30 protein-coding genes are annotated in these 25,439 nt (G+C 68.9%); 13 read left to right on the forward strand and 17 right to left on the reverse strand.

Annotation, left to right across the window (positions count from 1 at the left end):
- Positions 1 to 6 precede the first annotated feature (6 nt).
- A complete protein-coding gene (locus LI334_RS00115; protein WP_227261137.1) occupies positions 7 to 777 on the forward strand; it encodes a 23S rRNA (uridine(2552)-2'-O)-methyltransferase in 771 nt (256 codons plus the stop codon).
- Here LI334_RS00115 and LI334_RS00120 read toward each other — a convergent pair.
- Genes LI334_RS00120 through tatC form a run of 3 tightly spaced genes read right to left on the reverse strand, consistent with a single transcriptional unit; the run spans position 774 to position 3,846 of the window.
- Positions 774 to 1,454, reverse strand: a complete 681-nt coding sequence (locus LI334_RS00120; RefSeq protein ID WP_227261138.1) for a queuosine precursor transporter — start codon at positions 1,452 to 1,454, stop codon at positions 774 to 776. The genes LI334_RS00115 and LI334_RS00120 overlap by 4 nt on opposite strands.
- Positions 1,447 to 1,620 (reverse strand): ribbon-helix-helix domain-containing protein, encoded by a 174-nt coding sequence (locus tag LI334_RS00125; protein ID WP_227261139.1) that lies wholly within the window; start codon positions 1,618 to 1,620, stop codon positions 1,447 to 1,449. Before LI334_RS00125 ends, LI334_RS00120 begins: the two co-directional genes overlap by 8 nt.
- A gap of 24 nt (positions 1,621 to 1,644) precedes the next feature.
- On the reverse strand, positions 1,645 to 3,846 hold the full coding sequence (tatC, locus tag LI334_RS00130) for a Sec-independent protein translocase TatC (protein ID WP_227261140.1): 2,202 nt from the start codon (positions 3,844 to 3,846) through the stop codon (positions 1,645 to 1,647).
- Positions 3,847 to 3,943: 97 nt separating this feature from the next.
- Here tatC and LI334_RS00135 point away from each other — a divergent pair, with 97 nt between their 5' ends.
- The 4 genes from LI334_RS00135 to rpiA are packed head-to-tail and all read left to right on the forward strand — an operon-like array spanning position 3,944 to position 9,019.
- Positions 3,944 to 5,104, forward strand: a complete 1,161-nt coding sequence (locus tag LI334_RS00135; protein ID WP_227261141.1) for a twin-arginine translocase subunit TatC — start codon at positions 3,944 to 3,946, stop codon at positions 5,102 to 5,104.
- 39 nt (positions 5,105 to 5,143) lie between these two features.
- Positions 5,144 to 7,135, forward strand: a complete 1,992-nt coding sequence (locus LI334_RS00140; protein WP_227261142.1) for a MutS-related protein — start codon at positions 5,144 to 5,146, stop codon at positions 7,133 to 7,135.
- A 44-nt stretch (positions 7,136 to 7,179) separates the two neighbouring features.
- On the forward strand, positions 7,180 to 8,304 hold the full coding sequence (locus LI334_RS00145) for an ORC1-type DNA replication protein (RefSeq protein ID WP_227261143.1): 1,125 nt from the start codon (positions 7,180 to 7,182) through the stop codon (positions 8,302 to 8,304).
- Positions 8,305 to 8,341: 37 nt separating this feature from the next.
- Positions 8,342 to 9,019: a ribose-5-phosphate isomerase RpiA gene (gene rpiA, locus LI334_RS00150; protein WP_227261144.1), complete on the forward strand. Its 678-nt coding sequence runs from the start codon at positions 8,342 to 8,344 to the stop codon at positions 9,017 to 9,019.
- A gap of 44 nt (positions 9,020 to 9,063) precedes the next feature.
- On the opposite strand, the gene LI334_RS00155 is transcribed toward rpiA, so the two are convergent.
- Positions 9,064 to 9,231, reverse strand: a complete 168-nt coding sequence (locus LI334_RS00155; RefSeq protein WP_145844708.1) for a DUF1931 family protein — start codon at positions 9,229 to 9,231, stop codon at positions 9,064 to 9,066.
- 175 nt (positions 9,232 to 9,406) lie between these two features.
- On the opposite strand from LI334_RS00155, the gene LI334_RS00160 reads away from it, so the two are divergent.
- The gene (locus LI334_RS00160; RefSeq protein ID WP_227261145.1) at positions 9,407 to 9,646 is read left to right on the forward strand and encodes a GIY-YIG nuclease family protein; all 240 of its coding nucleotides are present in this window, start codon (positions 9,407 to 9,409) and stop codon (positions 9,644 to 9,646) included.
- Between the two features lie 61 nt (positions 9,647 to 9,707).
- Positions 9,708 to 11,084 carry a phosphoglucomutase/phosphomannomutase family protein gene (locus tag LI334_RS00165; protein WP_227261146.1) on the forward strand — a complete coding sequence of 459 codons (1,377 nt, stop codon included), beginning with the start codon at positions 9,708 to 9,710 and terminating at the stop codon, positions 11,082 to 11,084.
- Here the strand turns inward: LI334_RS00165 and LI334_RS00170 are convergent.
- From LI334_RS00170 to LI334_RS00180, 3 genes are read right to left on the reverse strand one after another with little or no spacing between them, the layout of a single operon-like run.
- A complete protein-coding gene (locus LI334_RS00170) occupies positions 11,077 to 11,454 on the reverse strand; it encodes a GNAT family N-acetyltransferase (RefSeq protein ID WP_319799819.1) in 378 nt (125 codons plus the stop codon). The two genes, LI334_RS00165 and LI334_RS00170, sit on opposite strands and share 8 nt — an antisense overlap.
- Entirely contained in the window at positions 11,438 to 11,641 is a 204-nt protein-coding gene (samp2, locus tag LI334_RS00175; RefSeq protein WP_227261147.1) for a ubiquitin-like small modifier protein SAMP2, read from the reverse strand. Before samp2 ends, LI334_RS00170 begins: the two co-directional genes overlap by 17 nt.
- Positions 11,642 to 11,648: 7 nt before the next feature.
- Positions 11,649 to 12,656, reverse strand: coding sequence for a bactofilin family protein (locus tag LI334_RS00180; protein WP_227261148.1), 1,008 nt, complete (start codon positions 12,654 to 12,656; stop codon positions 11,649 to 11,651).
- A 120-nt stretch (positions 12,657 to 12,776) separates the two neighbouring features.
- On the opposite strand from LI334_RS00180, the gene LI334_RS00185 reads away from it, so the two are divergent.
- A complete protein-coding gene (locus tag LI334_RS00185; protein WP_227261149.1) occupies positions 12,777 to 13,739 on the forward strand; it encodes a replication factor C small subunit in 963 nt (320 codons plus the stop codon).
- Between the two features lie 131 nt (positions 13,740 to 13,870).
- Here the strand turns inward: LI334_RS00185 and LI334_RS00190 are convergent, their stop codons facing one another.
- From LI334_RS00190 to LI334_RS00200, 3 genes are all read right to left on the reverse strand, one after another.
- Positions 13,871 to 14,299, reverse strand: coding sequence for a hypothetical protein (locus LI334_RS00190; protein WP_227261150.1), 429 nt, complete (start codon positions 14,297 to 14,299; stop codon positions 13,871 to 13,873).
- 86 nt (positions 14,300 to 14,385) lie between these two features.
- Positions 14,386 to 14,862, reverse strand: coding sequence for a TspO/MBR family protein (locus LI334_RS00195; RefSeq protein WP_227261151.1), 477 nt, complete (start codon positions 14,860 to 14,862; stop codon positions 14,386 to 14,388).
- 29 nt (positions 14,863 to 14,891) lie between these two features.
- The gene (locus LI334_RS00200; RefSeq protein WP_227261152.1) at positions 14,892 to 15,905 is read right to left on the reverse strand and encodes a glutathione S-transferase family protein; all 1,014 of its coding nucleotides are present in this window, start codon (positions 15,903 to 15,905) and stop codon (positions 14,892 to 14,894) included.
- Positions 15,906 to 16,014: 109 nt separating this feature from the next.
- Between LI334_RS00200 and alaS the strand changes: the two genes are divergently transcribed.
- A complete protein-coding gene (gene alaS, locus LI334_RS00205; protein WP_227261153.1) occupies positions 16,015 to 18,789 on the forward strand; it encodes an alanine--tRNA ligase in 2,775 nt (924 codons plus the stop codon).
- Here the strand turns inward: alaS and LI334_RS00210 are convergent.
- Entirely contained in the window at positions 18,783 to 19,967 is a 1,185-nt protein-coding gene (locus LI334_RS00210) for an HD domain-containing protein (RefSeq protein WP_227261154.1), read from the reverse strand. The genes alaS and LI334_RS00210 overlap by 7 nt on opposite strands.
- 194 nt (positions 19,968 to 20,161) lie before the next feature.
- Between LI334_RS00210 and LI334_RS00215 the strand changes: the two genes are divergently transcribed.
- Positions 20,162 to 20,848 (forward strand): type 1 glutamine amidotransferase, encoded by a 687-nt coding sequence (locus LI334_RS00215; protein ID WP_227261155.1) that lies wholly within the window; start codon positions 20,162 to 20,164, stop codon positions 20,846 to 20,848.
- On the opposite strand, the gene LI334_RS00220 is transcribed toward LI334_RS00215, so the two are convergent.
- Positions 20,845 to 21,216, reverse strand: a complete 372-nt coding sequence (locus LI334_RS00220; RefSeq protein ID WP_227261156.1) for a thiol-disulfide oxidoreductase DCC family protein — start codon at positions 21,214 to 21,216, stop codon at positions 20,845 to 20,847. The two genes, LI334_RS00215 and LI334_RS00220, sit on opposite strands and share 4 nt — an antisense overlap.
- Positions 21,209 to 21,682 carry a cupin domain-containing protein gene (locus tag LI334_RS00225; protein ID WP_227261157.1) on the reverse strand — a complete coding sequence of 158 codons (474 nt, stop codon included), beginning with the start codon at positions 21,680 to 21,682 and terminating at the stop codon, positions 21,209 to 21,211. Before LI334_RS00225 ends, LI334_RS00220 begins: the two co-directional genes overlap by 8 nt.
- Positions 21,683 to 21,778: 96 nt before the next feature.
- On the opposite strand from LI334_RS00225, the gene LI334_RS00230 reads away from it, so the two are divergent.
- Entirely contained in the window at positions 21,779 to 22,096 is a 318-nt protein-coding gene (locus tag LI334_RS00230) for a 4Fe-4S dicluster domain-containing protein (protein ID WP_227261158.1), read from the forward strand.
- On the opposite strand, the gene LI334_RS00235 is transcribed toward LI334_RS00230, so the two are convergent.
- Positions 22,093 to 22,254, reverse strand: a complete 162-nt coding sequence (locus tag LI334_RS00235; protein WP_168219932.1) for a DUF6757 family protein — start codon at positions 22,252 to 22,254, stop codon at positions 22,093 to 22,095. The two genes, LI334_RS00230 and LI334_RS00235, sit on opposite strands and share 4 nt — an antisense overlap.
- 46 nt (positions 22,255 to 22,300) lie before the next feature.
- The gene (locus LI334_RS00240) at positions 22,301 to 23,098 is read right to left on the reverse strand and encodes a PHP domain-containing protein (protein WP_227261159.1); all 798 of its coding nucleotides are present in this window, start codon (positions 23,096 to 23,098) and stop codon (positions 22,301 to 22,303) included.
- Positions 23,099 to 23,199: 101 nt separating this feature from the next.
- Between LI334_RS00240 and LI334_RS00245 the strand changes: the two genes are divergently transcribed.
- Both LI334_RS00245 and LI334_RS00250 read left to right on the forward strand, forming a co-directional pair.
- Positions 23,200 to 23,484: a DUF5789 family protein gene (locus tag LI334_RS00245; protein WP_227261160.1), complete on the forward strand. Its 285-nt coding sequence runs from the start codon at positions 23,200 to 23,202 to the stop codon at positions 23,482 to 23,484.
- A gap of 212 nt (positions 23,485 to 23,696) precedes the next feature.
- Positions 23,697 to 23,870 (forward strand): DUF5786 family protein, encoded by a 174-nt coding sequence (locus LI334_RS00250; RefSeq protein ID WP_227261161.1) that lies wholly within the window; start codon positions 23,697 to 23,699, stop codon positions 23,868 to 23,870.
- On the opposite strand, the gene LI334_RS00255 is transcribed toward LI334_RS00250, so the two are convergent.
- Both LI334_RS00255 and LI334_RS00260 read right to left on the reverse strand, forming a co-directional pair.
- Complete coding sequence (locus LI334_RS00255; RefSeq protein WP_227261162.1) at positions 23,857 to 24,540, reverse strand: DUF7530 family protein; 684 nt, start codon at positions 24,538 to 24,540, stop codon at positions 23,857 to 23,859. The two genes, LI334_RS00250 and LI334_RS00255, sit on opposite strands and share 14 nt — an antisense overlap.
- Entirely contained in the window at positions 24,537 to 25,415 is an 879-nt protein-coding gene (locus LI334_RS00260) for an NAD(P)H-binding protein (RefSeq protein ID WP_227261163.1), read from the reverse strand. Before LI334_RS00260 ends, LI334_RS00255 begins: the two co-directional genes overlap by 4 nt.
- Positions 25,416 to 25,439 lie beyond the last annotated feature (24 nt).

Consider the following 25,439-nt stretch of genomic DNA (forward strand, 5'->3'; position numbering starts at 1 on the left):
TCGGGTATGAGCGGGAAGGACGAGTACTACAACCGCGCGAAACAGCAGGGGTATCGCGCCCGGTCGGCGTACAAACTGAAGCAACTCGACCGGGAGCTGGAGCTCCTGCCGTACGGCGCGACCGTGGTCGATTTGGGGGCCGCACCGGGCGGCTGGATGCAGGTCGCCGCGGAGGAAGTCGGGTCTGGCGGTCGCGTTGTCGGCGTGGATCTCCAGCGAATCGACGACATCGAGGACGTGCCCGCGGCCGTGGAGACGGTGCGGGGCGACATGACCGAGGACGACACGAAGGCGGAGGTGCGGGAGGTCGCGGGCGGCGACGTGGACGTGGTGGTGTCGGACATGGCGCCGAACATGACCGGCGAGTACAACCTCGACCAGGCGCGCTCCGTCTACCTCGCCCAGCAGGCGCTCGCGACGGCGCGCGACCTCCTCACGCCCGGCGGGCACTTCGCGGTGAAGGTGTTCGAGGGCCCGGACTTCGACGCGTTCGTGGAGGACGTGGAGGAGTCGTTCAGTTTCGTTCGCGTCACCAGCCCCGACGCCTCCAGAGAGTCCTCCTCCGAGCTGTACGTCGTCGGGAAGAACTACGTGAACGCGCCCGTCGCGGCCGGCGACACCCTCACCGTCACCGTCGAGGACGAGGGCAAGGAGGGCGACGGCATCGCGTACGTCGAGGGGTTCACGGTGTTCGTCTCCGGCGCGAGCGAGGGCGACGAACTCGAAGTAGAAATCGAGGACGTGAAGCCGAACTACGCGTTCGCCTCGAAAGTTTAGCGCCGGAAGTACGCGACCGTTCCGTAGACGAACGGCGTGTCGGCGAGCGCGATGGCGAGTTTCAGGACGTACTGACCGACGATGAGCGACGCGACCATCGAGAGTTCGTACGCGCTCCCGACGCCGAGGTACGTCGGCGCGAGGTAGAACGCGACCGTGACGAAGATGACGGTGTCGATGGCCTGACTCGTCGCCGTGGAGGCGATGTTGCGAAGCCAGAGGTACTTGTTATCCGTGCGGCGGCGGATGGCGTGGAAGACGTAGACGTCCCAGTTCTGGCTCACGACGTACGCGAGCAGACTGCCGGCGACGATGTTCGCGCTCGACCAGAGCACGCGGCTGAACTCGGCCTGGCCGACGCCGGAGAACGGCGCGATGGGGGCTTCGATGGTCGTCCAGACGAGCGCGAGCATCACGAGCGTCATCGCGAACCCGACGTTCACGAGCGTTCGCGCGGCGTTCCGGCCGTAGAGTTCGCTGTAGCAGTCGGAGGCGAAGAACGTGAGCGCGTACGCGAGCGCCGCGCCCGGCATCACGAGCGAACTCCCCGTGACGGGGATGCTGAACGGCAACTGGAACATGAGGAGTTTCGACGCGGTGAGCTGACTCGTGACGAGCGCGGTCATGAAAATCCCGATGAGGACGACGCGGCCCGTCGCGAGCGCGTCCCTACTCATCGTCGAGCCTCCCGTGGCGGGCGTCGATTTCGTCGAGCTGGTCGAGCGTCTTCCGGATGCAGGCGCGGAGCGCTTCGCTCCGGTTGACGAACTTCCCGTTCTCGCCGACGTGCGCGTCGAGGTCGTCGAGGAGTTCCTCGGGCACGTCCACGCTTATCTTCGGCATACCCGAGTATTCGCAGGGTATTACTTAGGCCGTGCGTTCCGCGGGTGTCGGGCCGCCGCCGCGTCGGCCGCCGAGCGTCACCACCCAGAGCACGCCGAGGCCGACGAAGTACGCGGCGGAGAGCGGGACGCCGACGATGAGCATCGTGTACACCGTGTCCGGGGTGAGGAGCGCGCCGAGCGCGAAACTCACGAGCACGGCGACCCGCCAGCGCTCCCGCATGGTGTGGTAGGAGACGATGCCGCCGCCGTGGAACAGCGCCATCGAGATGGGGACGTCCATCAGGAGGCCGATGCCGGCGGTGGTGAGGAACACCATCCAGAGGAAGTTGCTGATGCGGTAACTGATGACCATGTCCGCGCGGAGCGCGTCCGCGACGAGGTACGTGATGACGTTCGGCGCGACGAACAGGTAGCCGAGCGCGCTCCCGACGGCGAGGCCGCCGAACGCGCCGCCCGCCCAGACGACGATGGTGCGGCGGTCGCCGGTGAGGATGCCGCGCTCCGCGAGCACCGGCCACGCGTAGTAGACGACGAGCGGGAGGGTGGCGAGGGCGGCGGCGACGGCGCTCACCTTCGCCTCGAAGACGAGCGCCTCCACGGGGTGGAGGGTGATGGGCCACTGCATCGCGGTCGCGGCGGTACCGGGGTCGGCGGCGGGGCCGGCGCTGGCGTTGCTCGCGGTGCGAACGTCCGCGGGCAGGCGGCCGATGAAGTCGTCGCGGAGCGTCGCGAGCCCGCCGTAGTAGAGGAAGCCGAACGAGGCGACGAGCACGCTGAGGAACACCGCGGCGATGCGGAACGCGCGCCCGCGGAGCGCGCCGAGCACGGCGAGGATGTCCTCGTAGTACCCGCCAACGTCGTCCTCCGTCGTCTCGTCCTCGGTGAACGCGTCCAGCATTCCCGCGGTGCGCTTCGTGATCGTGCCCGCCTCCTCTTCTTCGGCCTCGGCTTCCGCGGCCTGCTCCTCGCGCTCGTCCGCGGCGTCGTCGAAGCGGTCGAGGATGGCCTGGGCCTTCTCGTCGTCGCCGTCGTCGATGGCGGTGCGGGCGGCGTCGAGCGCCTCCTCCTCGTCCATCGCCACGAACCGCTCCTCGGGGGCGGCGCGGACGCCCGCGGCGTCCAGCACGTCGAGGTTGAGGTTCTCCGGGCTCGGAACCTGCCCGCCGTACACTTCGGCTTCCGCGGACGCGGCGCGTTCGATGGCGACGAACACGACGTACGCGAGCGCGCCGACCAGCGCGACCGCGCCGACGGCGATACCGACGGGGAGCGGGTCGTACTGGGGGAGGAGGTAGGCCTGCGGGTAGATGGTGCCGGAGAGCGCGTCGTTCACGCGCGTGACGACGCCGTAGCGGTACGCGCCGTACCCGAGCGCGAACCCGACGACGGCGACGGCGAGCGGGAGGTTCCAGCGCGCGCGGAGGACGCCGGTGACGTCGATGCGTTCGCTCCCGCGCTTCGCGGTGACGACCAATCGCGTGATGTAGAGGCTGACGCCGTAGAGCAGGCAGAGCGGGAGCGCCCAGAGGATTTGCGTGAAGGGGTCGGGCGGGGAGAACACCGCGCCGAACGCGAAGATGCCGACGACGGCGTACTTCCACTTATCGCGGAACGTCTCGTACTGGACGACTTCGGCGTACGCGAGCGCGGACATCACGAGCGGGAGTTGCGCCGCGAGACCGAAGGACACCGCGAGCATCAGGATGAACTCCGTCCACATCACGATGGAGTACATCGGCGCGAGACCGGCCTTCACGGCGTAGTCCGCGAGGAAGTAGAAGACGATGGGGAAGAACAGCCCGTAGGCGTACGCGACGCCGAGCGCGAACAGGAGGACGGCGGCAACGCCGAGCACGACGAGGTGCCAGACCTTCACCTGCACGTCGGGGAGGATGCCGCGCTCCTTCAGGGGGTCGCGGGCGTGGTAGAAGAGGACGGGGACGGTGGCGAGGACGCCCGTTATCAGCCCGATCTTCACCTGCATCAGGATGACGTCGAACGGCGTCTGCGTGATGATGCGGGCCTCGGTGGCGAGGAGGTCCGCGCGGAGTTCGGGCCAGATGAGGAGGCGCATCGCGAGCACGCCGCCGAGCAGGCCGACGACGAAGAAGACGAACGCGACCTGGAGTTTCTTCTGGAGGGTGCGGAGCGTGACGCCGACGGTCTCGCGGCCGACGCCGACAGCGCGCGCTGCGTCCTCGCGTACGCCGCCCGAACTACTCATTCCCTTGCGGGTAGCCGACTCCGAGTTATCAATCTTCTCGTCTGGGCCACGAAGTAAAAAGCCTATAACGCGGGACGCGCGTATCTCCGCGCAACGAATGGGTGACGGCGAGGACGCGGAGCGCGCCGACACCGGGGAGGCCCGGCGGCCCGGCGCGGACGTACCGGTCGGAGACCACGACGAGTCACAGCACCCGAAACCCGACGACGGGAGCAACGCGTCCGCCGACACCAGCGGGGAGCGCGAGCCAGACGACGACGCGAACGAGGCGTCCGCGGACGACGTGACGCCCGCGGTGCGGCGGGTCGAACCGACGCCCGCAGTCCGCCGAGTCGCGCCGACGCCCGCCGTCGAGCGCGTCGAGGACGCGGAGCCGACGCTCGCGGAGCCGGAGCGCCCGCTCGAAGACGAGGCGACGGTGGAGAGCGACGAGGCGTTCCCGGACATGCCCGAGGACTCGATGGGCGGCGCGACGCCCGTCGAGCGGAAGAACGAGACGGTCGGGGGCGTCGAGGGCCCGGAGACGGACGAGGAACTCCCGCTCGCCGACCACGTCGAGGAGATGATAAAACGCCTCGCCATCGTCGTCGGCGTCGCGGGCCTCGTCAGCATCGCCGTCTGGCCGCTCGGCGAGGAAGTCATCAACCACCTCTGGTACGCCGTCATCCCCGCGACTCCGCCCGCGCCCACCGGAACCGCGGGCCGCGGCGCACCCCACCTGTACCAGCCGCTCGAACTCCTCATCACCCAGTTCAAGGTCGCGAGCCTCGCCGGCCTCATCGCCGCCCTCCCCGTGTTCGTCTACCAGACGTACGCGTTCATGCGCCCCGGCCTCTACCCGAACGAACGCCGATACTACCTCGCCGCCGTCCCGATGAGCCTCGTGCTCGCCGTCCTCGGCCTGACGTTCGCGTACTTCGTCGTCCTCCCCGCCGTCTTCGGCTACTTCTACAACTACAGCCAGCCCGTCGCCGACATCGCGTTCGCCCTCTCCGACACCTTCAACCTCATCCTCATCCTCATGGGCTACCTCGCCGTCGTCTTCCAGATCCCCCTCTTCATCATGCTCGCCATCATGATGGGCATCACGACCCGGCGGTGGCTCGAAAGCCGCCGCCTCCTCTTCTGGGGCGCGTTCCTCGGCATCTCCTTCCTCTTCACGCCCGACCCCACCGGCGTCGCCCCCATCCTCGTCGCCGTCACCATGGTCGTCCTCTTCGAAGGAACGCTCGGCGCGCTCCGCTGGACCGGGAACTGAGGTAAGGTTTTTCCGGTGGGGCGAGTAGAGAGTTGTCGAATGGAACTGGAGGACGTGCCGGGCGTCGGCGCGAAGACGGCGGAGTCGCTCCGCGAGTTGGACGACCCGGAGGGCGCGCTGGAACGCGGGGACGTGGCCGCCGTCGCGAGCGCGCCCGGCATCAGTGAGGGGCGGGCGGCGCGCGTCGTCCGGGGGGCGATTCGCGCGCGCCACGACGACCCGGGCGGCTTCCTCGCGACCGACCGCGCCCGCGAACTCTACGAGGACGCGCTCGCGCTCCTGACGGAGCGCGCGGTGACGAGCTACGGCGAGAAGCGCCTGCGGACGCTGTACCCCTCGCGGAGTCCCGACCGCATCGCGGAGGTCCGGGAGTTCGTGGATAGGGCGCGTTCGCGGGAGGTCGAAGAGGGCGTGCTGGACGCGCTCGCGGGCGTCGAACCGCTCGCGGAGCCGGAGGGCGTGCGGGTGCGCGACAGGTGTCTGGCGACGACGGACGCGGAGACGTACAGCGAGGCGCAGGAACTGATTCCGGAGGTGAGCGTGGAAATCGTCGAGGACGCCCGGGGGCTCGCGGAACTCGCGCGCGGCTACTCGACCGTGGTCGCGCTGGACGAGGCGTTCGCGGGCGTGGACGTGGAGGGCGACGTGCGCGTCGAACCGAACGCCCTCGAACACCCCGCGGAGGTGGTGCCGGAGCGCGCGCTCGCGTTCTTCGCGGAAAACCGCGACCGCCTGGAGGCCGCGGTCGCGGTGCACCGCCGGAGCAGTCTCAACCCGCCGCTCGACCTCGACACGCTGGAGGGCGCGCTCTCCCGCCTCGACGCGGACGGGAGCGTCGCCGGCGACGACGAACTCGACCGCCTCACGAACGCCGTGGACGACCTCGATGCGGCCGTCTCCACCGCCGAATCGGTGGCGAACGACCGGCTCCGGGAGGCGATTCAGGAGCGGGACGTGACCATCGAGGGGGCCGATTTGTTGTCGCTCGTGGAGCGCGGCGCGGGCGTGGACTCCCTGCTTTCGCGCGAACTGGCGGACGAGTTCGACGCGGCGGTCGGGGCGGCGCGCGACCACCTCGTGGACGCGCTCGACCTGACGGAGGGCGAGGCGAGCATCGCCCGCCAGGTCTTCGCGGACGACCCGACGTTTCCCGTGGAGCGCGAGGAGGACGCCGTCTCGCGGCTTCGAGAGGAACTCGCGGCCGCGCGCGACCGGCGGGCCGCGCGGCGGAAACGCGAACTCGCCGCCGACCTCGCGGACGCCCGCGGGGACGCGACGGCGCTCGTGCGGGCGGCGCTCGAACTCGACGTGGAACTCGCCGTCGCGCGGTTCTGCGACGACTTCGACTGCGCGACGCCGGAGCGCGCGGGCGACGGGTTCGACATCGAGGGCGGACGCTCGCCCCTGCTCGACGTTCCCTTCGAGGACGTGGAGCCGGTGGATTACGGCGCGGACGGCGTCGCGCTCCTCTCCGGCGTGAACTCCGGCGGGAAGACGAGCACGCTCGACCTCGTCGCGACGGTGGTCGTGCTCGCGCACATGGGCCTCCCCGTCCCCGCGGAGTCCGCGCGCGTGCCAGAAGTCGAGGAACTCCACTACTACGCGAAGTCCCAGGGGACGCTCGACGCGGGCGCGTTCGAAGCCACGCTCCGAGATTTCGGCCGGCTCGCCACGGGCGCGTCCGAGGCGACGACGCTCGTGCTGGTGGACGAACTCGAATCCATCACGGAACCCGGGGCGTCCGCGAAGATCATCGCGGGCATCCTCGAAGCGCTCGACGACGCGGGCGCGAGCGGCGTGTTCGTCAGCCACCTCGCGGGCGAGATCCGGGACGCCTGCGGGTTCGACGTGACCGTGGACGGCATCCAAGCCGTGGGACTGGAGGACGGCGAACTCGTCGTGAACCGCTCGCCCGTGAAGAACCACCTCGCGCGCTCGACCCCCGAACTCATCGTGGAGAAACTCGCGGACGGCGACGAGGGAAGCGACCGCGAACGCGCGTTCTACCGGCGCTTACTGGAGAAATTCTAGGCCCTGCAGTACTGTTAAGTGGACTGCGGCGAATCTCTCGCGTGATGGCCGAGGACCCCGAGGAGGGGATGCTGTCGTGGGACGAGACGGTGTTCCGCGACGAACACGTCTTCGAAATCGACTACGTCCCCGAGGTGTTCCGGCACCGCGAATCCCAGCTTCAGACCCTCCAGTACGCGCTCCGGCCCGCGGTCCGCGGGAACCGCCCGCTGAACGCGATGGTCAGGGGGCCGCCCGGCACGGGGAAGACGACGGCGGTGCAGAAGCTGTTCGGGGAGCTCGGCGCGCAGACCGGCGTCCGCACGGTGCGGGTGAACTGCCAGCACGACTCGACGCGGTACGCGGTGTTCAGCCGCATCTTCGAGGCGATTTTCGACTACGAGCCGCCTTCCTCCGGTATCTCGTTCAAGAAGCTGTTCAATCAGGTGACGGACAAGCTCGTGGAGCGCGAGGAAGTCCTGGTGGTGGCGCTGGACGACGTGAACTACCTGTTCTACGAGAACGAAGCGTCGGACACGCTGTACTCGCTGTTGCGGGCGCACGAGACCCACGCCGGCGCGAAGGTCGGCGTCATTCTCGTCTCGTCCGACCTCGACCTGAACGTTATCGAGGAACTCGACGGCCGCGTGCAGTCCGTCTTCCGTCCCGAGGAAGCCTACTTCCCCGTCTACGACCGCACCGAAATCGCGAGCATCCTCGGCGACCGCGTGAAAGCCGGGTTCCGGGACGGCGCGGTCTCGACCGAACTCCTCGACCGCGTGTCCGAGTTCACGGCGGACGCGGGCGACCTCCGCGTCGGCATCGACCTCCTCCGTCGCGCGGGCCTGCACGCGGAGATGCGCGCGAGCCCCGTCGTCGAGGAGGAGGACGTGGACGCCGTCTCCGAGGAGGCGAAACACCTCCACCTCGCCCGGCGACTGGACGGCCTCACGGAGAACGAGCGCGCGCTGATGGAGGTCGTCGCCGACCACGACGGCGAGCGCGCGGGCGACGTGTACGAGGTCTTCTCCGAGCGCACCGACCTCGGGTACACGCGGTACACGGAGATCGTGAACAAGCTCGACCAGCTCGACCTCATCCGCGCGGAGTACGAGAGCCTGGAGGGCCGCGGGCGTTCGCGCGTGCTGAGCCTCGAACACGACCCGGGCGCGGTTCGCGAGCGCCTGTAGTGAGTGTTTTTTGCCGGCGGAGTTCGACCACCCACGTATGAGTGACACGCAGGCGTTGAAGCGACGCGCGGGCGAGTCCGCCGCGAACCTCGTGGAGGACGGGATGGTCGTCGGTCTCGGCACGGGAAGCACGGCCGCGGAAGCAATCCGAGCGCTCGGCGACCGCGTCGATGCCGGACTCGATATCGCGGGCGTCCCGACCTCGTATCAGTCCCGCGAACTCGCACGCGAGGCGGGCGTCCCCCTCACCACGCTCGCCGACGTGGACACGCTCGGCATCGCCATCGACGGCGCAGACCAGATAGTGGGCGCAGACCTCGTGAAGGGCGGCGGCGCGGCGCACGCCCGCGAGAAGTACGTGGACGCCGCCGCGGAGCGCTTCGTCGTCGTCGCCGACCCCTCGAAAACCGCATCGGTGCTCGACCACCCCGTGCCCGTGGAGGTGTTGCCGGACGCGAAACCCGTCGTCGCGGACACCGTCCGCAACCTCGGCGCGGAACCCTCGCTCCGGGAGGCCGAGCGGAAGGACGGCCCGGTCGTCACCGACAACGGGAACCTCGTGTTGGACTGCGACTTCGGCGAGCTCCCGAACCCCGGGGCGACCGCGCTCGACCTCGACGCGGTTCCGGGAATCGTCGAACACGGCGTGTTCCCGTCGATGGCGGACGAGGTACACGTGGGAACCGAGGACGGCGTGACGGTCGAGTACCCGTAGCCCGGGCTACGCGGCGCGAAAAATACGAAAGGAACGAAGCCTGTTTAGAGGTCTCGCGGCTGAACGGTCTTGCGACCGTTCTCCTCGGCGCGGCGCGCCGCGTCGGCGAGAATCTCCTCGACTTCCTCGTCGAGGGCGTCGTAGAAGTCCGAAGCAACGTTCTTGTCGTCGAGCGCTTCCTTCACTGCGGCTTTGACGATGAGGTCTGCCATACACGCCGTTTTTTCCCGCCCCGCTTAATAAGACTTCCCATAAGAGAACGGCCACACCGGCCTCACTGGGGCGGTTTTCGCCAGAATTCGACCCTATCCACCCCGTCGAATATACCTCCATCGGCTCGCAGGAGGAACGGAAACCCCCAAGCCCGCGGGACGCGACGACTCGGCCGTGTCCCACTACGTCTACGTGCTCGAATGCGCCGACGGCACGTACTACACGGGCTACACCACCGACGTGGAGCGCCGCGTCGCCGAACACGACGCCGGCGACGGCGCGAAGTACACCCGCGGCCGCACGCCCGTCACCCTCCGGCACGTCGAGGAGTACGACACGAAGTCCGCCGCGATGAGCCGCGAGTACGAGATAAAACAGCTCTCCCGCCGACGGAAGGAACGGCTGGTGGAGTGACCGGCATCCCGCGTGGGGTGTGAAGCGAGGCGTTTTACGGGGTGGCGGTGAGAGTCCCGGTATGGACGAAATCGCGTTCGGAACCGACGGCTGGCGGGAGACGCTGGACGTGTTCACGGACGACCGGGTGCGGATGGTCGCGCAGGGCGTCGCCACCTACCTCGACGAGGCGGGCCGGAGCGGGGAGACGGTCGCGGTGGGGTACGACGCGCGGGAGACCTCGGAGGGGTTCGCGGACGAGGTGGCGCGGGTGTTGGCGTCGAACGGCTTCGACGTACTGCTGCCGGAGCGGGACTGTCCGACGCCGCTGGTGGCGCACGCCATCGTGGAGCGCGACCTCGCGGGCGCGGTGGTCATCACGGCCTCCCACAATCCGCCCGAGTACAACGGCGTGAAGTTCATCCCGGCGGACGGCGCGCCCGCGCTCCCCGAGGTCACGGAGGCCATCGAGTCACACCTGGACGAGCCGACGGTGAAGCCCGAGGCGGACTGGGGCGAGGTCGAGGAGGTGGACTTCGTGAGTCCCCACCGCGAGCACGCGCTCGACCTCGTGGACGCCGACCTCTCGGGGCTGACGGTGGTGTACGACGCGATGCACGGGAGCGGCCGCGGCGTCACCGACGAACTCCTGCGCGCCGCGGGCGCGGAAGTGATTTCGCTCCGGGACGAGCGCGACCCGGACTTCGGGGGAACGCCGCCCGAACCCGACTACGCGAACCTCGAAGGCCTCGAAATCGCCGTGGACGAGTACGACGCCGACCTCGGCGTCGCGAACGACGGGGACGCGGACAGGGTGGCGGCGGTCGCGCCCGACCGCGGCTACCTCGACGGGAACCAGTTCTTCGCCCTGCTCTACGACTACCTGCTCGAAACCCGCTCGGGGCCGGCGGTGCGCACGGTGTCCACGACGTTCCTCGTCGACCGCATCGCGGAGGCGCACGACGCCGACGTGGTCGAAGTGCCGGTCGGGTTCAAGTGGGTGGCCGAGGCGATGGGCGACCACGACGCGCTCGTCGGCGGCGAGGAGTCCGGCGGGTACTCGGTTCGCGGGCACGTCCGGGAGAAGGACGGCGTGCTGATGGCGCTGTACGCCGCGGCCGCCGCGAACGACGGCGGTATCGACGAGCGCCTCGACCGCATCAGCCAGGAGTACGGCGACATCCACCAGGAGAAGACGAGCCTCGACTGCCTCGAAGAGCGCAAACAGCCGGTGCTCCGCGAGCTCGCAGACCGCCTACCCGAGACGGTGGCGGGCGAGCGCGTGGAGCGCGTGAACGACGCGGACGGCTTCAAAATCCTGCTCGCTGACGGGTCGTGGCTGCTCGTCCGGCCGTCGGGGACGGAGCCGAAGATGCGGGTGTACGCCGAGGCCGGGAGTCAGGAGCGCGTCGCGGAACTGCTCGACGCGGGCCGCGACCTCGTCGAACCCCTCATCTGAGCGTCCCGCGGTAGCGGTCTCCCCGTTCCTCGATGTCGAAGCCGAGCGACGCGTAGAACGGCCTGACTTCGCGGCGGAAGTCGGCGGTGAGCGGCCGCCAGCGCTCCGCCGCGGACTGGACGAGGCGGGAGCCGATGCCGGCGTCCCTGCGGGCGCGACGGACGGCGATTGCCTCGACGTGCGCGCCGGTCTCCCGGGGGAGGGTGAGGAGCGCGCCGACGACGCGGTGGTCGTCGTCCGCGACGAACACGCCGCCCGCCGCGATGCGTCGCTCGACGGTGTCGCTGTCCACATCGAGCATCGCGCCGTCCAGCACCCGCATCACGCCGAGGTGGTCGCGGGCGACCGCGCGTCTAACGCTGACCGCCACGGATGAGCCGGAGAACCTTCACGGAGTCCGTTTCGACGGGCTGGTCTTCCGGGACGGGCCGACCGTCCACCATCACCGACACCTCGTGGGGGCTGAGGCCGACGCGGTCGAGGAGGTCGGCGTACGTCGCGTCCGAGACGTCGAACTCGTGGGTGTCGTCGCCCACGACTTCGACCGTGACGTGCATACCGGGGTTAGGCCGCGGGCCCGTTTGAGGGTGTCGCGTCCGCGTCGCCGTCCCCGCCGCGGCGGGCGCGATACGCGCCGACGAGCGCGCGGACGAGCGCGCCGACGCCGACGAGGAACACCGCGAGCTGGACGAGTGCGCCGACGAGCGGCGCGAGGTCGAGAACGCCGACGAGGAGGACGCCGACGAGGAGGGCGAGCCAGCGGTTCTCCATCTCGCGAATCGAGAGGATGTACCGGCCGAGCGCGTAGTTCCCGGCGACAAACCCGACCGTGAGGAGGACGGCGTACGCGACGACCCCGAGGATGGTGACGGGGATGCCGATGAGCGTGAACGCGACGAGTATCAGGAGGAGGGGGACGCCGACGAGGAAGCCGACGGCGACGAGCGCGGCGCGGCCGGGCGCGTCCACGGCGGCGTCCGCGACCCGGTCGGTGAATCGGGGGAGGACGGCGACGAGGAGCGCGCCGACGACGAGCGTGGAGAGGACGCCGGAGACCGCGCCGACCCAGTCGGGGATGGCGGGGAGCGGGCCGAACCCGCCGGTGCCCTGGACGACGCCGCCCTCGACGGTCGCGCCGGGCGCGCTGACGAGGTCGCCGTCGTAGGAGAGCGTGCCCGCGACGACGGCGGTGTCGGTGAGCGTGACGGTGTCCGCGGCGGCGTTCACGTCGCCGCCGACGCGTCCGGCGATGGTGACCGTGCCGCCGGCGGCGGTGAGGTCGCCCCGGACGACCGCGCCGTCGTCGATTTCGACCGTCCCGCCGAGCGCCGTCACGTCGCCCGTGACGGTGCCGTAGACGACGACGGTGCCGCCGAGCGCCGTCACGTCACCGTCCACCGTGCCGTGAACGACGACCGCGCCGCCGAACGCGGTGAGACCGTCCACCGTCTCGTTCTCCGCGACGACGACCGTGTCGCCCGCGCGGGTGTCCGCGGCGGCGCTCCCGGGGACGACCGCGAGCGCGAGCACCGCCACGAGGAGGAGGGCCAGCAGACGCTGTGTGCGTGCCATACGGGGAGTGAGGTCGCCCGAGGAGATAAGCGTTCGTCGCGCGACAGGACTGGCGCGTGCGAGCACGCGACCCACCGGGGTCTCGCGGAACTTAAGGCGCGCCCGCACCTCCCCCAAGGCATGAGTGAGAGCGCGGGCCGCCAGGAGATCTGGGTCGAGAAGTACCGACCCGAGCGCCTGGAGGACGTCGTCGGCCACGAGAACATCATCTCCCGCATCGAGAGCTACGTCGAACAGAACGACCTCCCCCACCTCCTGTTTGCCGGGCCGGCGGGCGTCGGAAAGACCGCGACGAGCGTGAGCATCGCGAAGGAAGTGTACGGCGACGACTGGCGCGAGAACTTCCTCGAACTCAACGCGAGCGACGAACGCGGCATCGACGTGGTGCGCGACCGCATCAAGAACTTCGCGCGCGCGAGTTTCGGCGGCTACGACTACCGCATCATCTTCCTCGACGAGGCGGACGCCTTGACGAGCGACGCGCAGTCCGCGCTCCGCCGGACGATGGAGCAGTTCTCCAACAACACCCGCTTCATCCTCTCCTGTAACTACAGCTCGCAGATTATCGACCCCATCCAGTCGCGGTGTGCGGTGTTCCGGTTCAGCCAGCTCAGCGACGACGCCGTCGCCGCGCAGGTGCGGAACATCGCCGAACGGGAGGGTATCGAGTACACCGACGACGGCGTGGACGCGCTCGTGTACGCCGCGGACGGCGACATGCGCCGCGCCATCAACAGCCTGCAGGCCGCCGCCGCGACCGGCGAGCGCGTCGAGGAGGACGTCGTGTACGGAATCACCGCGACCGCGCGCCCCGAGGAAATCGAGGAGATGGTCACTTCGGCCATCACCGGCGACTTCGTCGCCGCGCGCAGCGTCCTCGACGAGATGCTCACCGAACGCGGCCTCGCCGGCGGCGACATCATCGACCAACTCCACCGCTCCGTCTGGGAGTTCGAGCTAGAGGAAGAGGCCGCCGTCCGCCTCATGGACCGCGTCGGCGAAGCCGACTACCGCATCGCCGAAGGAGCCAACGAAAAAGTCCAGTTAGAGGCACTGTTGGCCTCCGTCGCACTCGAAAACTAATCCACGCTTTTAGCGGAGGTTTTCCGGCCGAGCGAACGCGAGGCCGGAAAAAGTCCGTGCAGAAAGTCCAGCTAGAAGCGCTGCTCGCGTCCGTCGCACTCGAAAACTAGGGTTTCGGTTCTCCGTCTGTTCTATTCGACGAGGTCGCTGAGCGGGTCGTCGGGGACGGTGTGGTGGACGTCGCCGTAGAGGACTTCGGAGCACTCGGCGACGAAGCCGATGAGGCGGGAGCCGGTCTCGTAGTCGAAGGTGAACGCGACGCCGCCCTGGGGGTCGGTGGGGTCGCGGAGGTTGAGGATGAGGCCGATGTCGAAGAGGTGGAGGGAGGCGGTGAGGGAGGTGAGTTCGACTTCGTCGTCGCCGCGTTGGACGAGTTCGCGGTACTCGTTCTGGTAGAGTTCGACCATGAGTTCGCAGCGTTTCTGGACGAGGTCGCGGGGGAGGTCGTCGCGGACGTACGAGAACGTCACCTCCTCGCCCTGGTAGTCGAAGACGAGGCGGAGGTTCGGCCCGAGGCGCTCCCGGAGATGGGTGGTGAGCGCGGCGGTATCACGGGACATACAGGAGTGAGGGGCGCGAGAGGGAAAACTGTACGCCACGGTTCGACCCGTCCGGGGCTGTGGCGGTGCGAACGGCGGGAGACAGGTCAGTTCAGTCGGTAGAACTCGTAGTTGAGGAACGCGGCGAAGGACACCCAGGCGAGGTAGGGGACGAGGAGGATGGCGGCGGTGCGGTTCACCCGGGAGAACGCGGCGATGGTGGCGACGATGAGCGCCCAGAGGCCGGCGATGACGGCGAGGCCGCCCGCGATGTTCTCGCCGCCGAAGAAGACGAGCGTCCACGCGACGTTGAGCGCGTACTGCGCGACGAACAGCCCGAACGCGAGTTCGCGCTCGCGGCCGCGGCCGTCGCGGAGGACGAGGTAGGCGGCGACGCCGAGCAGGAAGAACAGCGTCGTCCAGACGGGGCCGAACACCCAGTTCGGCGGCGCGAACGCGGGCCTGACGAGCGTCGCGTACCACGACCCGCTGCCGGTCGCGGTGACGAGCGCTGGCGCGGCCCCGACGGCTTCGCAGACCAGGACGGCGAGCGCGAGTCCGGGGAGGTCGTCGCGGGAGAACATACGCTCCCGTTGGCGCGCATCCCCCTAAGTTACGCGGCGAGCACGTCCGGCAGGTCGCCGGGGAGGTCGTCGCGGGCGTGCGGCGCGAAGAAGTCGGGGTCGGGGCCGATGGGAACCCGGCGCTTCGGGTTGATGTCGCCGTGGCTCCGGTAGTAGTGCTGTTTCACGTGCCACATGTCGCAGGTCGCCTCGACGCCGGGGAGCTGGCAGAGTTCACGGAGGTAGCCCCAGAGCGCGTCGTAGTCCGTGATTTGGCGGTAGTTGCACTTGAAGTGGTTGTGGTAGACCTCGTCGAACCGATAGAGGGTGGTGAACATGCAGACGTCCGCGAGCGTGAGCGAGTCCCCGACGAGGAAGCGCTGCTCGGAGAGCCGGGCGTCGTACTCTTCGAGGGCGTCGAAGAGGTCGCGGACGGCGTCGTCGTAGGCGTCCTGGGACTCCGCGAACCCGGCGCGATAGACGCCGTTGTTGATGCGGGGATAGACGTCGTCGATGACGTCGTCGATTTCGCCGCGGTCGCCCTCGGGGTAGAGGTCGACGCCGTTGTCGTACTCCGAAAAGGCGGTGGCGAACATCCGGATTATCTCCTCGGACTCGTTGTTCACGATGGTGTCTTCTTCCGTGTCCCAGAGGACGGGGACGGTGACGCGGCCGGTGTAGTCGGAGTCGGCCTCCCGGTAGACCTCGCGGAGGTAGTCGGAGCCGAACAGGTGGTCTTCGGTGCTTCCGGGTTTCGAGGCGTCGAACTCCCAGCCCTGGTCGTACCGGACGGGGTCGACGACGCTCACCGAGATGTCGTCTTCGAGGCCGAGGAGGGCGCGCACGGTGAGCGCGCGGTGCGCCCACGGGCACGCGTAGGAGACGTAGAGGTGGTAGCGTCCCGACGCGGGTTCCGGGCCGTCGGTGACGACCTCGTCCGGGCGCTTCCGAGAACCCCGAATCCAGTCCCGGAAGGAGGTTTCGGCGCGCTCGAACTCCCCGGACTCGTCGTGTTCTAGCATCTCCTCGTCCGTGTGCCACTCGCCGTCGACCATTCGTCCCATACACGAGGCCTGGGGCGGACGCCGCAAAAAGACGAGGGCCACGGCGACCGATGCGGGTGTCGTGCGGAAGTACAAGGGTTTTACCGACAGGACGGCCTACCTGTGCGCAATGAGCGACCTCACCGAGGAGTACCGTCTCGACTACTTCGAATCAGAGGGCTTCACGCGAAAATCCTGTACGGAGTGTGGAGCGAACTTCTGGACGCGGGACGACGAGCGGGAGACGTGCGGCGAACCCCCCTGTGAGGACTACGGGTTCATCGACGACCCCGGGTTCGACGACGAGTACACCCTCGAAGAGATGCGAGAGGAGTTCCTCTCCTTCTTCGAGGAGCACGACCACGAACGCATCAGTCCGTATCCGGTGGCGGCGAACCGCTGGCGGGACGACGTTCTCTTGACGCAGGCGTCTATCTACGACTTCCAGCCGCACGTCACGAGCGGGCAGTCCCCGCCGCCCGCGAACCCGCTCGCGGTGAGTCAGCCCTGCATCCGCATGCAGGACATCGACAACGTCGGGAAGACCGGACGCCACACGATGGCGTTCGAGATGATGGGCCACCACGCCTTCAACGCGGACGAGGGCACGGACTACGCGTACGAGGGCGAGGTGTACTGGAAAGACCAGTGCGTCGAGTACTGCGAGGAGTTCTTCGCGTCGTTCGGCGTCCCCAAGGAGGACGTGACGTTCATCGAAGACCCCTGGGTGGGCGGCGGGAACGCCGGCCCCGCGTTCGAAGTCATCTACAAGGGCCTCGAACTCGCGACGTTGGTCTTCATGTCGATGGAGCAAGACCCGGACGGCGAGTACGAGATGAAGGACGGGAACACGTACGCGCGGATGGACCGCCGCGTCGTGGACACCGGCTACGGCCTCGAACGCTGGACGTGGATGAGCCAGGGCACGCCCACCGTCTACGAGGCCATCTATCCCGAGATGATTGCGACGCTGAAGGAGAGCGCGGGCATCGAACTCAGCGATGAGGAAGCGGAACTCGTCCACCGCGCGTCGAAGCTCGCGGGCCACCTCGACATCGACGAGGTGGAGGACATGGACGCCGCGCGCGACAATCTCGCGGACAAACTCGACGTGGAGACGGAGCGCCTGCACGACCTGATGCGGCCGCTCGAAGACCTCTACGCCATCGCCGACCACTGCCGCACGCTCGCCTACATGTTCGGCGACGGTATCGTGCCGTCGAACGTCGGCACGGGCTACCTCGCGCGGATGGTGCTCCGGCGGACGGTTCGCCTGATGGACACCGTCGGCGTGGCGGACGACCTCGCCGACCTCGTGGACGTACAGGCAGAGCGGCTCGGGTACGAGAACCGCTCGACGATTCGAGACATCGTGCGCAAGGAGGTCGGGAAGTACGAGGAGACGCTCGAACGCGGGAGTCGGAAGGTCGAGCAGTTGGCGCGCGACCACGCCGAGCGCGGCGAGCCGATTCCCGCTTCGACGCTCGTGGATCTCTACGACAGCCACGGCCTCCAGCCGGACATGGTGGAGGAAATCGCGTCCGAAGAGGGCGCGGAGGTGGACGCGCCGGACGACTTCTACTCGCTCGTCGCACAGCGCCACGACTCCGCGGAGGCGTTCGAGGAGGAGGAGTCGCGGGACGAACGCCTCGGCGACCTGCCGGAGACGGAGGCGCTCTACTACGAAGACCAGGAGCGCACGGAGTTCGAGGCGGTCGTGCTGGACGTGTTCGAGCGCGAGATGGACGGCGAGACGGTGTACGACGTGGTGCTCGACCAGACGCGGTTCTACCCGGAGGGCGGCGGGCAGCCCGCAGACCGCGGGACGCTCTCGACGGACGACGCGACCATCCAGGTGCAGGACGTGCAGAAGCGCGACGGCGTCGTCCTCCACCGGACGAACGAGAACCCGGGGAAGGGCGAGTTCGTGCGCGGCCAGGTGGACTGGGAGCGCCGCGAGCGCCTGATGGCCCACCACACCGCCACCCACATCGTCGTGCACGCGGCCCGCCAGGTGCTGGGCGAGCACGTCCGGCAGGCGGGCGCACAGAAGGGCGTGGACTCCTCGCGCATCGACATCCGGCACTACGAGCGCCTCGACCGGGAGACGGTGAAGGAGATAGAGCACCGCGCGAACGAGGTCGTGCGGGAGAACACGACCGTCCACCAGGAGTGGCCCGACCGGAACGAGGCGGAGGCCCAGCACGGCTTCGACCTCTACCAGGGCGGCATCCCCGCCGGGGAGAACATCCGCCTCATCCACGTCGGCGACGACGTGCAGGCCTGCGGGGGGACGCACGTCTCCCGGACGGGCGACATCGGCACCATCAAAATCCTGAACACGGAGCGCGTGCAGGACGGCGTGGAGCGGTTCACGTTCGCCGCGGGCCGCGCGGCCATCGAGCACGTCCAGGAGCAGGAGGCGTACCTGCTGGACGCCGCGAACACGCTCGACGTGACGCCGGACGAACTCCCCGAAACGGCACAGCGGTTCTTCACGGAGTGGAAGGAGCGCGGCAAGCAGATAGAAGACCTCAAGGAACAGCTCGCGGAGGCGCGCGCCGGCGGCGGCGCGGACGCCGAAGAAGTCGAGGTCGCGGGCACCACGGCGGTCATCCAGCGCGTGGACGGCGACATGGACGAGCTCCGCGCGACCGCGAACGCGCTCGTCGAGGACGGCAACATCGCGGTCGTCGGCTCCGGGGCCGAGGGCGCGCAGTTCGTCGTCGGCGTCCCCGATGGCGTGCCCGTGAACGCCGGCGCGGTCGTCAGTGAGTTGGCGAGCCTGGTCGGCGGCGGCGGCGGCGGTCCGCCGGACTTCGCGCAGGGCGGCGGTCCCGACAGCGAGAAACTGGACGACGCCCTGGAGAGTGCGGCCGAAATCCTCGAATCGGTCGCTCAGTAATCGACGGCGTCCCCGACGCCGGAGAGGCCGAGTTCGCGCTCGGCGGCCGCACCGACCGCCTCCGCGTGTTCTTCGGGTGCATAGACGCCGAAGCGCCACTGAACTTCCTGCGAGTGTTGCATGCCTTCGACGAGCGGGCTGTGGTCGGCGAGGCGTTTCGTGTCTCCGTTGACGACGACGCGCGCGCTGGATTCGGGCATCGACGGCCGGCCGGGGGTGTCCACGACGACGTGCTTCTCGGGGACGCCCGCCGCGTCCGCGATATCGCGCGCGAACGCCCGAACCCGGTCGTGGTCGGCGACCACCACGTCCTCGGGGACGGCGTCGCGCTCGCACCAGGCCGCGCGCTTGTAGAGGTCGCGTTCGGCGAGGCGGCGGACGAACTCCTCGGTTTCGTCGTGGTCGCGGAGGGCGGCGAGGAGTTCGTCGTCGGTCATGCGCGCGAACGCGGCGACGGCGAGGTCGCTCGTGTCGAGGAGGCGTTCGCTCGCGCGTTCGAGCATCCCGCCGGCGATGCGGGAGACGTGGTGGCGGTAGACGGTCGCGTTCATCAGCGCGCGGGCGACGAGGAGGGATTCTGCGGTGGCGACGTTCCCCTCCGCGAGCACGAGGTCGTCGTCGCGGAAGGTGAGCGCGCGCACGAGTCGGCCGTGGTCGACCGTGCCGTAGGGGACGCCGGTGTGGTGGGCGTCGCGGACGAGGTAGTCCATCCGATCCACGTCGAGTTCTCCGGCGACCAGCTGGCCGAGTTTACCGTTGCCGGCGATGAGGTCGGCGACGCCGCCGGGGTCGAGGCCGTAATCCGCGAGCACGTCGGCGACGGGGCCGTCCGCGAGAAGGTCGGTCACGTCGTCGTGGTGGCGGCCGAGGCGGCGCTCGATGATGCCCTCGGTCTGGTGGCCGTAGGGGCCGTGACCCACGTCGTGGAGGATGGCGGCGGCGCGGGCTTTGTCGGCGCGCGCGCCGGAGACGTCGAGGTGGGCGAGCGCGCGGTCGGCGAGGTGGTAGACGCCGAGGCTGTGCTCGAAGCGCGTGTGGTTCGCGGACGGGTAGACGAGGCGGACGGTGGAGAGCTGTTTGATGTGGCGGAGCCGCTGGACTTGGGGGGTGTCGAGGAGGGCGGACGCGACGCCGTCCACCTCGATGTAGTCGTGGACGCTGTCCTTGATGGCGCGCATGGTGGAGAGCGCGACGGGAAGCCCGTTATCTCTCCCGGTTCAGTTCTTTCCGCGACCGCACGCGCTTTATGCCGGCCCGCCCATCCGTATCGTGTGGTGTGATAGTTCACCACAACCACTTCCATCCCCGCTTCGATACCGACGCAGAGTGACACCGCCGAAATGCATTTTCACGCGGACGCAGTACGCGGGGTATGAGCACCCCGCGTATCGCGTTCGTCAACGCCGCGCACGACGGCGCTGACACCCTGAAGAACTTCCGCCGCGAACTCGACGCCGACCTGGTGGAGTTCCACGTCACGGAGGGCACCGTCCCGACGGACTTCGAGTTCGACGCCGCCGTGGTCTCCGGGAGTCGCGCGTCCGTCTACTGGGACGAGGACTGGATTCAGCCCACCCGCGAGTGGGTCGGAGAGGCCGCAGAGCGCATGCCCGTGCTCGGCGTCTGTTTCGGCCACCAGCTCCTCGCGGACGCGCTCGGCGGCACCGTCGAGGGGATGGACGAGTACGAAATCGGCTACCGCACCGTCTCGAAAACCCGGGACGACCCCCTGCTCGATGGGTTGGGCGAGGAGTTCCTCGTGTTCACCACGCACTCCGATGCCGTGACGGAACTCCCGCCGGACGCAGAGCTGCTCGCGGAGAACGACTACGGCGTCCACGGGTTCCGGAAGGGCGACGCGGTCGGCGTCCAGTTCCATCCCGAGTACGACATGGAGACCGCGGAGAGCGTCACCCGCCGGAAGGACGACCTCCCCGCGGAGCGCAAGGACGCCGTCACCGACGGTATCACGCCCGAGAACTTCGAGAAGGCCTGCGAGGCGAAACGGTTGTTCGAGAACTTCACGGAGTACGCGCGGTCGGCGAGCGCGGCCGACTAATCCGTCGCGGGCGGGTCGCAACGCACGATTTTCCCCCACCAGTCGCGGCGGTCGGCACCCCACCGGTAGAGTTTCTCGCGGAGCGACGGGTAGCCGGGAACCTCGCGCAACACCGCGACGGCGGCGTCGAAGACGGGATGGATGCGCGCGAGCGCCTGCTCCATCGCTTCGCCGCAGTCGTAGACGGCGTCGTCGGTGAGGAGGTGCGCGCAGGTCTCGTAGTCGTCGGGGAGGCGCGCGCGCTGGTCGGGCGTGAGTTCGTGAAATCCCACGAGTTCGAACTCCCCGAGGTCGTCCGCGACGCGCGCACACCACGTGCAGAACCCGCACTCGTCGTCGTAGACGAGTCTCGGGGGATGCTCACTCATCGGTGAATCGCCCCGTCTCGCCCCCGCAGTTCTCGCAGCGCGCGACGATGGACTCGCGGTCGTCCGCGAGTTCGATAGTCTGGGTCGTCTCCGCCTCGCACTCCTCGCAGTACCGGAGAATCGTCGTCTCCCCGGCCTCCCGGGGCGCGCCGACGGCGAGCACGATGGCGCGGTCGGCGTGCTCGTTCACCGCGTGCTTGTACTCGCCGGGCGCGAAGCGCGCGAGTTCGCCCGACCGCACCGGCACGCTCTCCTCCTCGGTGCGGAACGTGACGGTGCCGGCCTGCACGTAGAACACCTCCTCCTGTGATTCGTGGGCGTGATAGCCGAAGGACGTGCTGTCGCCCTCGTCCAGTTCGTAGTAGTTCAGGGAGACGTTCGTCGTCCCGAGCGCGTCCGCGAGCGGATAGCTCACGTCCGCCGGACTCATTCGGGAGGAGAACTCGGAGAGTCGAACCTTGCGCATACCCAGTGTTGGGGTGCGCGACGTTTCAATTGTGGTGGCCGGCGTCCAGCGAGGGCGCTGCGCGCCAATTAAGTAGCGCGACACGAACCATCGAGTATGGCTATCGACCCGAGTTTCGACGAGAACAGGGAGGTCGTGGATTCGCACAACGGCCACGACGTCTGGGGGCCCGTGGACGAACCGGAGAAACTGGGGATTCACGGCACGCACGTCGCGGTGGACTTCGATATCTGTAACGCGGACGGCGCGTGCGTGGAGGACTGTCCCGTGGACGTGTTCGAGTGGGTGGACACGCCCGGGCATCCGGAGTCGGAGCGGAAGGCCGACCCGGCGAACGAGATTCAGTGCATCGACTGCATGCTCTGCGTCGACGTGTGTCCGGTGGACGCTATCGACGTGGATTCGAGCCGTTAGGCGCGGTCGATGTCGAGCTGCTCCCGGAGGTCGTGGAGGGCGTCCGAGTCCGCGAGTTCCTCCAGGCGGTCCTGGAAGTGGTCCTCACAGAGGCCGACCTGGAGGCCGTCCTTCTCGACGGACACGTCGGCGCTCCGGTCGCAGTAGTGACAACGCATACTCGATAGTCCGGCCCGCAGCTACCTTAACTTGGTGCCTCCGGCGTTATAGGCGGTCTCGGAGGCGGTCGTACTCGGCTTCGCTCACGCCCGCTTTCGCGAGTTCGGTGCCGTGGGCGTCGGTGCCGCCGGTGGCGAGGAGGTCGTGTTCGTCGATGGTGTCGCGCACGCGGTCGAAGCCGGCGTCGGTCGGGTGTTGGCCGACGGGCCGGTCGTAGGGGTAGTGGAGTTCGACGGCGTCGAGGTCGCTCGCGCGGGCGAGCGCGGCGTCGGGGTGGTCGTACCGGAGGGGGTGGGCGAGGCCGACGACGCCGCAGGCGTCGCGGAGGAGGCGGACGCCTTCGTCGTAGCCGGTCACGTCGCGCGCGACGTAGCAGGGTTCGTCGTCGCCGATGAGGTCGTCGAACACGCCGGACACGTCGTCGTACCGGGTGTCGGGGTGGGCGACGACGGCGCGCGCGATGTGGGGGCGGCCGATTCCCTCGCGGGCGTCGAGGTCGAGGTCGATATCGAGGTGGGATTCGACGTTCTCGATGATGCGGCGGCCGCGGGTCTCGCGGTCGCGCTGGAGGCGGTCGAGTTCGGCGGTGAGCGCGTCCGTGGGGGTGACGCCGTACCCGAGGAGGTCGATCTGTTCGTCGGGGGTTTCGACCCGGAGTTCGATGCCGTGAATCAGTTCGACGCCCGCGCGGGTGGTGACGGGCGGGAGGTCGGGCTGGACGCGGTCGTGGTCGGTGATGGCGACCGCTTCGAGGCCGGCGTCGGCGGCGGCGGGCGCGACCTCGCCGGGTTCGAACGTGCCGTCGGAGCGGGTCGTGTGGACGTGGAGGTCCGCGTGCACCATACGGGACGCTGAACGGCCAGCGGCTTGTGTTTAAGGAAACTATTATTCTACACCATCGTTCATGGAGAACGTTCTTAATGGTCTATCATCCAGAAGCGTGTATGACGCTCAGAGACGCCGCGCGACTGCTCGAAACCCAGGAGTACCCGACCACCGCCGACGACATCAAGACCACCCACGGCGACTTCGAACTCGACCTCCCCAACGGCACCGAGACCCTCGGGGACATCATCGACCGCGCCGGCGACGACACCTTCGACGACGCCACCGCCGCCCAGCACGCCCTCATGGGCGCAGTGGGCGGCGAAGCCATCGGTCGCCGGAACTACTCCGACCGCGACCCCACCCCCATGGGCGTCGACGGCCCCACCCAGGTTTCGTTTTAATCCCCCGACCCCGTAGGTTCACGGCCGCGGCCACGACCCCGGCCGCACTCCGCTGACGATTCTCTCACGAGCCGCGCGTTCTGCGTCCGAACCCACACCGATTCGATTCTGTGGTGTCCGAACGGTCGATTCGATACGGATTTCGTGTCACTTGTCGTGCTAGTCGGCGATACATTGATATGGCAAAGCCGCTAACCTTGGTTTGTCTTACCATGTCAATCGGGTCTTACGACGAAGCCGAACACGAGCGCCGCGAACGCAAGAACTCGTCCGTCGATACGACGAACGACGACACCCGCACGCAGTACGAGGGAACCGTCGAGTACGACTCGGGCGAGTCCGCGGACGACCTGCTCGAAACCTTCCAGCGCATCAAGAAGAACTGAACCGAGCGACCGCCACCACACTTCCTACCGCGAGTACGTGTCCCGCGACGGCGAGCGCCAGCACCGGCTGGTCGCCGAGCAGGGGGACGAGGACGAGTTGGAGGAGCGCGAACCCGACGTTCCGCGAGTCGAGCGCGCGCAGTTCCGCGGCCGTCTCGCCGTCGAACGAGTACCGGAGTTCGCGGTAGGCCGCGAGCACGGCCGCCCACCAGCCGGTGCCGATGCGGTAGCAAACGTCCCAGAGCACGAGCAACGCGAGGGCGACGGCGGGCGCGGCGGGCGACGGCCCGAACAGCTGTTCGAGGAGCGTCGCGCCGTCCCGCGGATCGACGACGAACAGGTAGGTGACGAGCGCGACGTACGCGAGCACGCCGAGCACGACTTCGACGCTCGACCCGAACAGGAGGCGCGTGTAGTCGTCCGGGAGCGAGAGCGTGCGGACGCGCCGCCCCATGTCGAGCATGAACGCGCTCCCGGCGGCCGCGACGGCGACGGCGACCGTGCCGGGAACGACGGCGTTCCAGTAGCCGTAGGCCGCGGCGGCGGCGAGCACGAGCGCCTCGAACAGGACGAACTGGACGGCGACCGCGAGTCGGTCGGGGAGCGAGAGCCCGGGAATCGCGCCGACGATGCTCTCGTACACCCACGTGCGACCGTACCGGTCGCTCACGCGTCCTCCGCGAGCGCGGCTCGCACGGCGTCCTCGAACGCGGTCGGCGTCACGTCACACAGCTCGCGGAGGCGGTCGTCCTCGCAGACGACCGGGTTCTTCAGGCCCTCGACGAGCGGGCGCGCGACGGACGTGGGTACGTCGGTGACGAGCGCGAGCCAGTACGACGACAGCCGCGGGGAGAGCACGGGCACGGGCAGGAGGTGGAGCGCGTTGTCGGTGACGCGCGCGGTCGTGCGAAGCATCTCCTCGTACGTAAGCACGTCCGGCCCCCCGATTTCGTAGGTCTCTCCCGCGGTCTCCGGGTGGGCGAGGACGCACGTGAGGTACGCGACAACGTCCGCGATGGCGATGGGCTGGCAGGGCGTGCGCACCCAGCGCGGCGTCACCATCACGGGGAGGTGTTCGACGAGCTGGCGCACCACGGAGAAGCTCGCGCTCCCCGCGCCGACGATGACGGCGGCGCGGAGGACGGTGAGGTCGTAGTCGCCGTCCGCGAGCAGGTGTTCGACCTCGCGCCGGGAGCGGAGGTGGTCGGAGAGGTCGTCGCGGTCGCCGCCGAGGCCGCCGAGGTAGACGGCGCGCTCGACGCCCGCGTCGCTCGCGGCGGCCGCGAAGTTCCGAGCGCACCGCCGGTCGCGCTCCTCGAAGTCGCCGCCCGACCCCATCGAGTGCACGAGGTAGTAGGCGGCGTCCGCGCTCGGGAGCGAGAGGTCGTCGTCGAGCAGGTCGCCCGCGGCCACCTCGACGCCGTCGGGCGGGTCGTATCGGTCGGGGTCGCGAACCACCGCGACCACGTCGTGACCGGCGTCCGCGAGCGCGGGGACGAGGCGACCGCCGACGAACCCGGTCGCGCCGGTGACGAGCACGCGCATACCAGTAGATGGGCGGGAGACGCC

Source organism: Salarchaeum japonicum (assembly GCF_020614395.1).
GTDB lineage: Archaea > Halobacteriota > Halobacteria > Halobacteriales > Halobacteriaceae > Salarchaeum > Salarchaeum japonicum.

Bases quoted from the DNA above. Each gene is read 5' to 3' on its own strand.
- LI334_RS00225 (WP_227261157.1), bottom strand. From the start codon at position 21,682: ATGCGCAAGGTTCGACTCTCCGAGTTCTCCTCCCGAATGAGTCCGGCG.
- LI334_RS00240 (WP_227261159.1), bottom strand. From the start codon at position 23,098: ATGGTGCACGCGGACCTCCACGTCCACACGACCCGCTCCGACGGCACG.
- LI334_RS00230 (WP_227261158.1), top strand. From the start codon at position 21,779: ATGGCTATCGACCCGAGTTTCGACGAGAACAGGGAGGTCGTGGATTCG.
- LI334_RS00245 (WP_227261160.1), top strand. From the start codon at position 23,200: ATGACGCTCAGAGACGCCGCGCGACTGCTCGAAACCCAGGAGTACCCG.
- LI334_RS00115 (WP_227261137.1), top strand. From the start codon at position 7: ATGAGCGGGAAGGACGAGTACTACAACCGCGCGAAACAGCAGGGGTAT.
- LI334_RS00215 (WP_227261155.1), top strand. From the start codon at position 20,162: ATGAGCACCCCGCGTATCGCGTTCGTCAACGCCGCGCACGACGGCGCT.
- samp2 (WP_227261147.1), bottom strand. From the start codon at position 11,641: ATGCACGTCACGGTCGAAGTCGTGGGCGACGACACCCACGAGTTCGAC.
- tatC (WP_227261140.1), bottom strand. From the start codon at position 3,846: ATGAGTAGTTCGGGCGGCGTACGCGAGGACGCAGCGCGCGCTGTCGGC.
- LI334_RS00185 (WP_227261149.1), top strand. From the start codon at position 12,777: ATGAGTGAGAGCGCGGGCCGCCAGGAGATCTGGGTCGAGAAGTACCGA.
- LI334_RS00145 (WP_227261143.1), top strand. From the start codon at position 7,180: ATGGCCGAGGACCCCGAGGAGGGGATGCTGTCGTGGGACGAGACGGTG.
- LI334_RS00165 (WP_227261146.1), top strand. From the start codon at position 9,708: ATGGACGAAATCGCGTTCGGAACCGACGGCTGGCGGGAGACGCTGGAC.
- LI334_RS00180 (WP_227261148.1), bottom strand. From the start codon at position 12,656: ATGGCACGCACACAGCGTCTGCTGGCCCTCCTCCTCGTGGCGGTGCTC.
- alaS (WP_227261153.1), top strand. From the start codon at position 16,015: ATGAGCGACCTCACCGAGGAGTACCGTCTCGACTACTTCGAATCAGAG.
- LI334_RS00250 (WP_227261161.1), top strand. From the start codon at position 23,697: ATGTCAATCGGGTCTTACGACGAAGCCGAACACGAGCGCCGCGAACGC.
- LI334_RS00235 (WP_168219932.1), bottom strand. From the start codon at position 22,254: ATGCGTTGTCACTACTGCGACCGGAGCGCCGACGTGTCCGTCGAGAAG.
- rpiA (WP_227261144.1), top strand. From the start codon at position 8,342: ATGAGTGACACGCAGGCGTTGAAGCGACGCGCGGGCGAGTCCGCCGCG.
- LI334_RS00220 (WP_227261156.1), bottom strand. From the start codon at position 21,216: ATGAGTGAGCATCCCCCGAGACTCGTCTACGACGACGAGTGCGGGTTC.
- LI334_RS00190 (WP_227261150.1), bottom strand. From the start codon at position 14,299: ATGTCCCGTGATACCGCCGCGCTCACCACCCATCTCCGGGAGCGCCTC.
- LI334_RS00125 (WP_227261139.1), bottom strand. From the start codon at position 1,620: ATGCCGAAGATAAGCGTGGACGTGCCCGAGGAACTCCTCGACGACCTC.
- LI334_RS00210 (WP_227261154.1), bottom strand. From the start codon at position 19,967: ATGCGCGCCATCAAGGACAGCGTCCACGACTACATCGAGGTGGACGGC.
- LI334_RS00120 (WP_227261138.1), bottom strand. From the start codon at position 1,454: ATGAGTAGGGACGCGCTCGCGACGGGCCGCGTCGTCCTCATCGGGATT.
- LI334_RS00140 (WP_227261142.1), top strand. From the start codon at position 5,144: ATGGAACTGGAGGACGTGCCGGGCGTCGGCGCGAAGACGGCGGAGTCG.
- LI334_RS00200 (WP_227261152.1), bottom strand. From the start codon at position 15,905: ATGGGACGAATGGTCGACGGCGAGTGGCACACGGACGAGGAGATGCTA.
- LI334_RS00195 (WP_227261151.1), bottom strand. From the start codon at position 14,862: ATGTTCTCCCGCGACGACCTCCCCGGACTCGCGCTCGCCGTCCTGGTC.
- LI334_RS00135 (WP_227261141.1), top strand. From the start codon at position 3,944: ATGGGTGACGGCGAGGACGCGGAGCGCGCCGACACCGGGGAGGCCCGG.
- LI334_RS00260 (WP_227261163.1), bottom strand. From the start codon at position 25,415: ATGCGCGTGCTCGTCACCGGCGCGACCGGGTTCGTCGGCGGTCGCCTC.
- LI334_RS00155 (WP_145844708.1), bottom strand. From the start codon at position 9,231: ATGGCAGACCTCATCGTCAAAGCCGCAGTGAAGGAAGCGCTCGACGAC.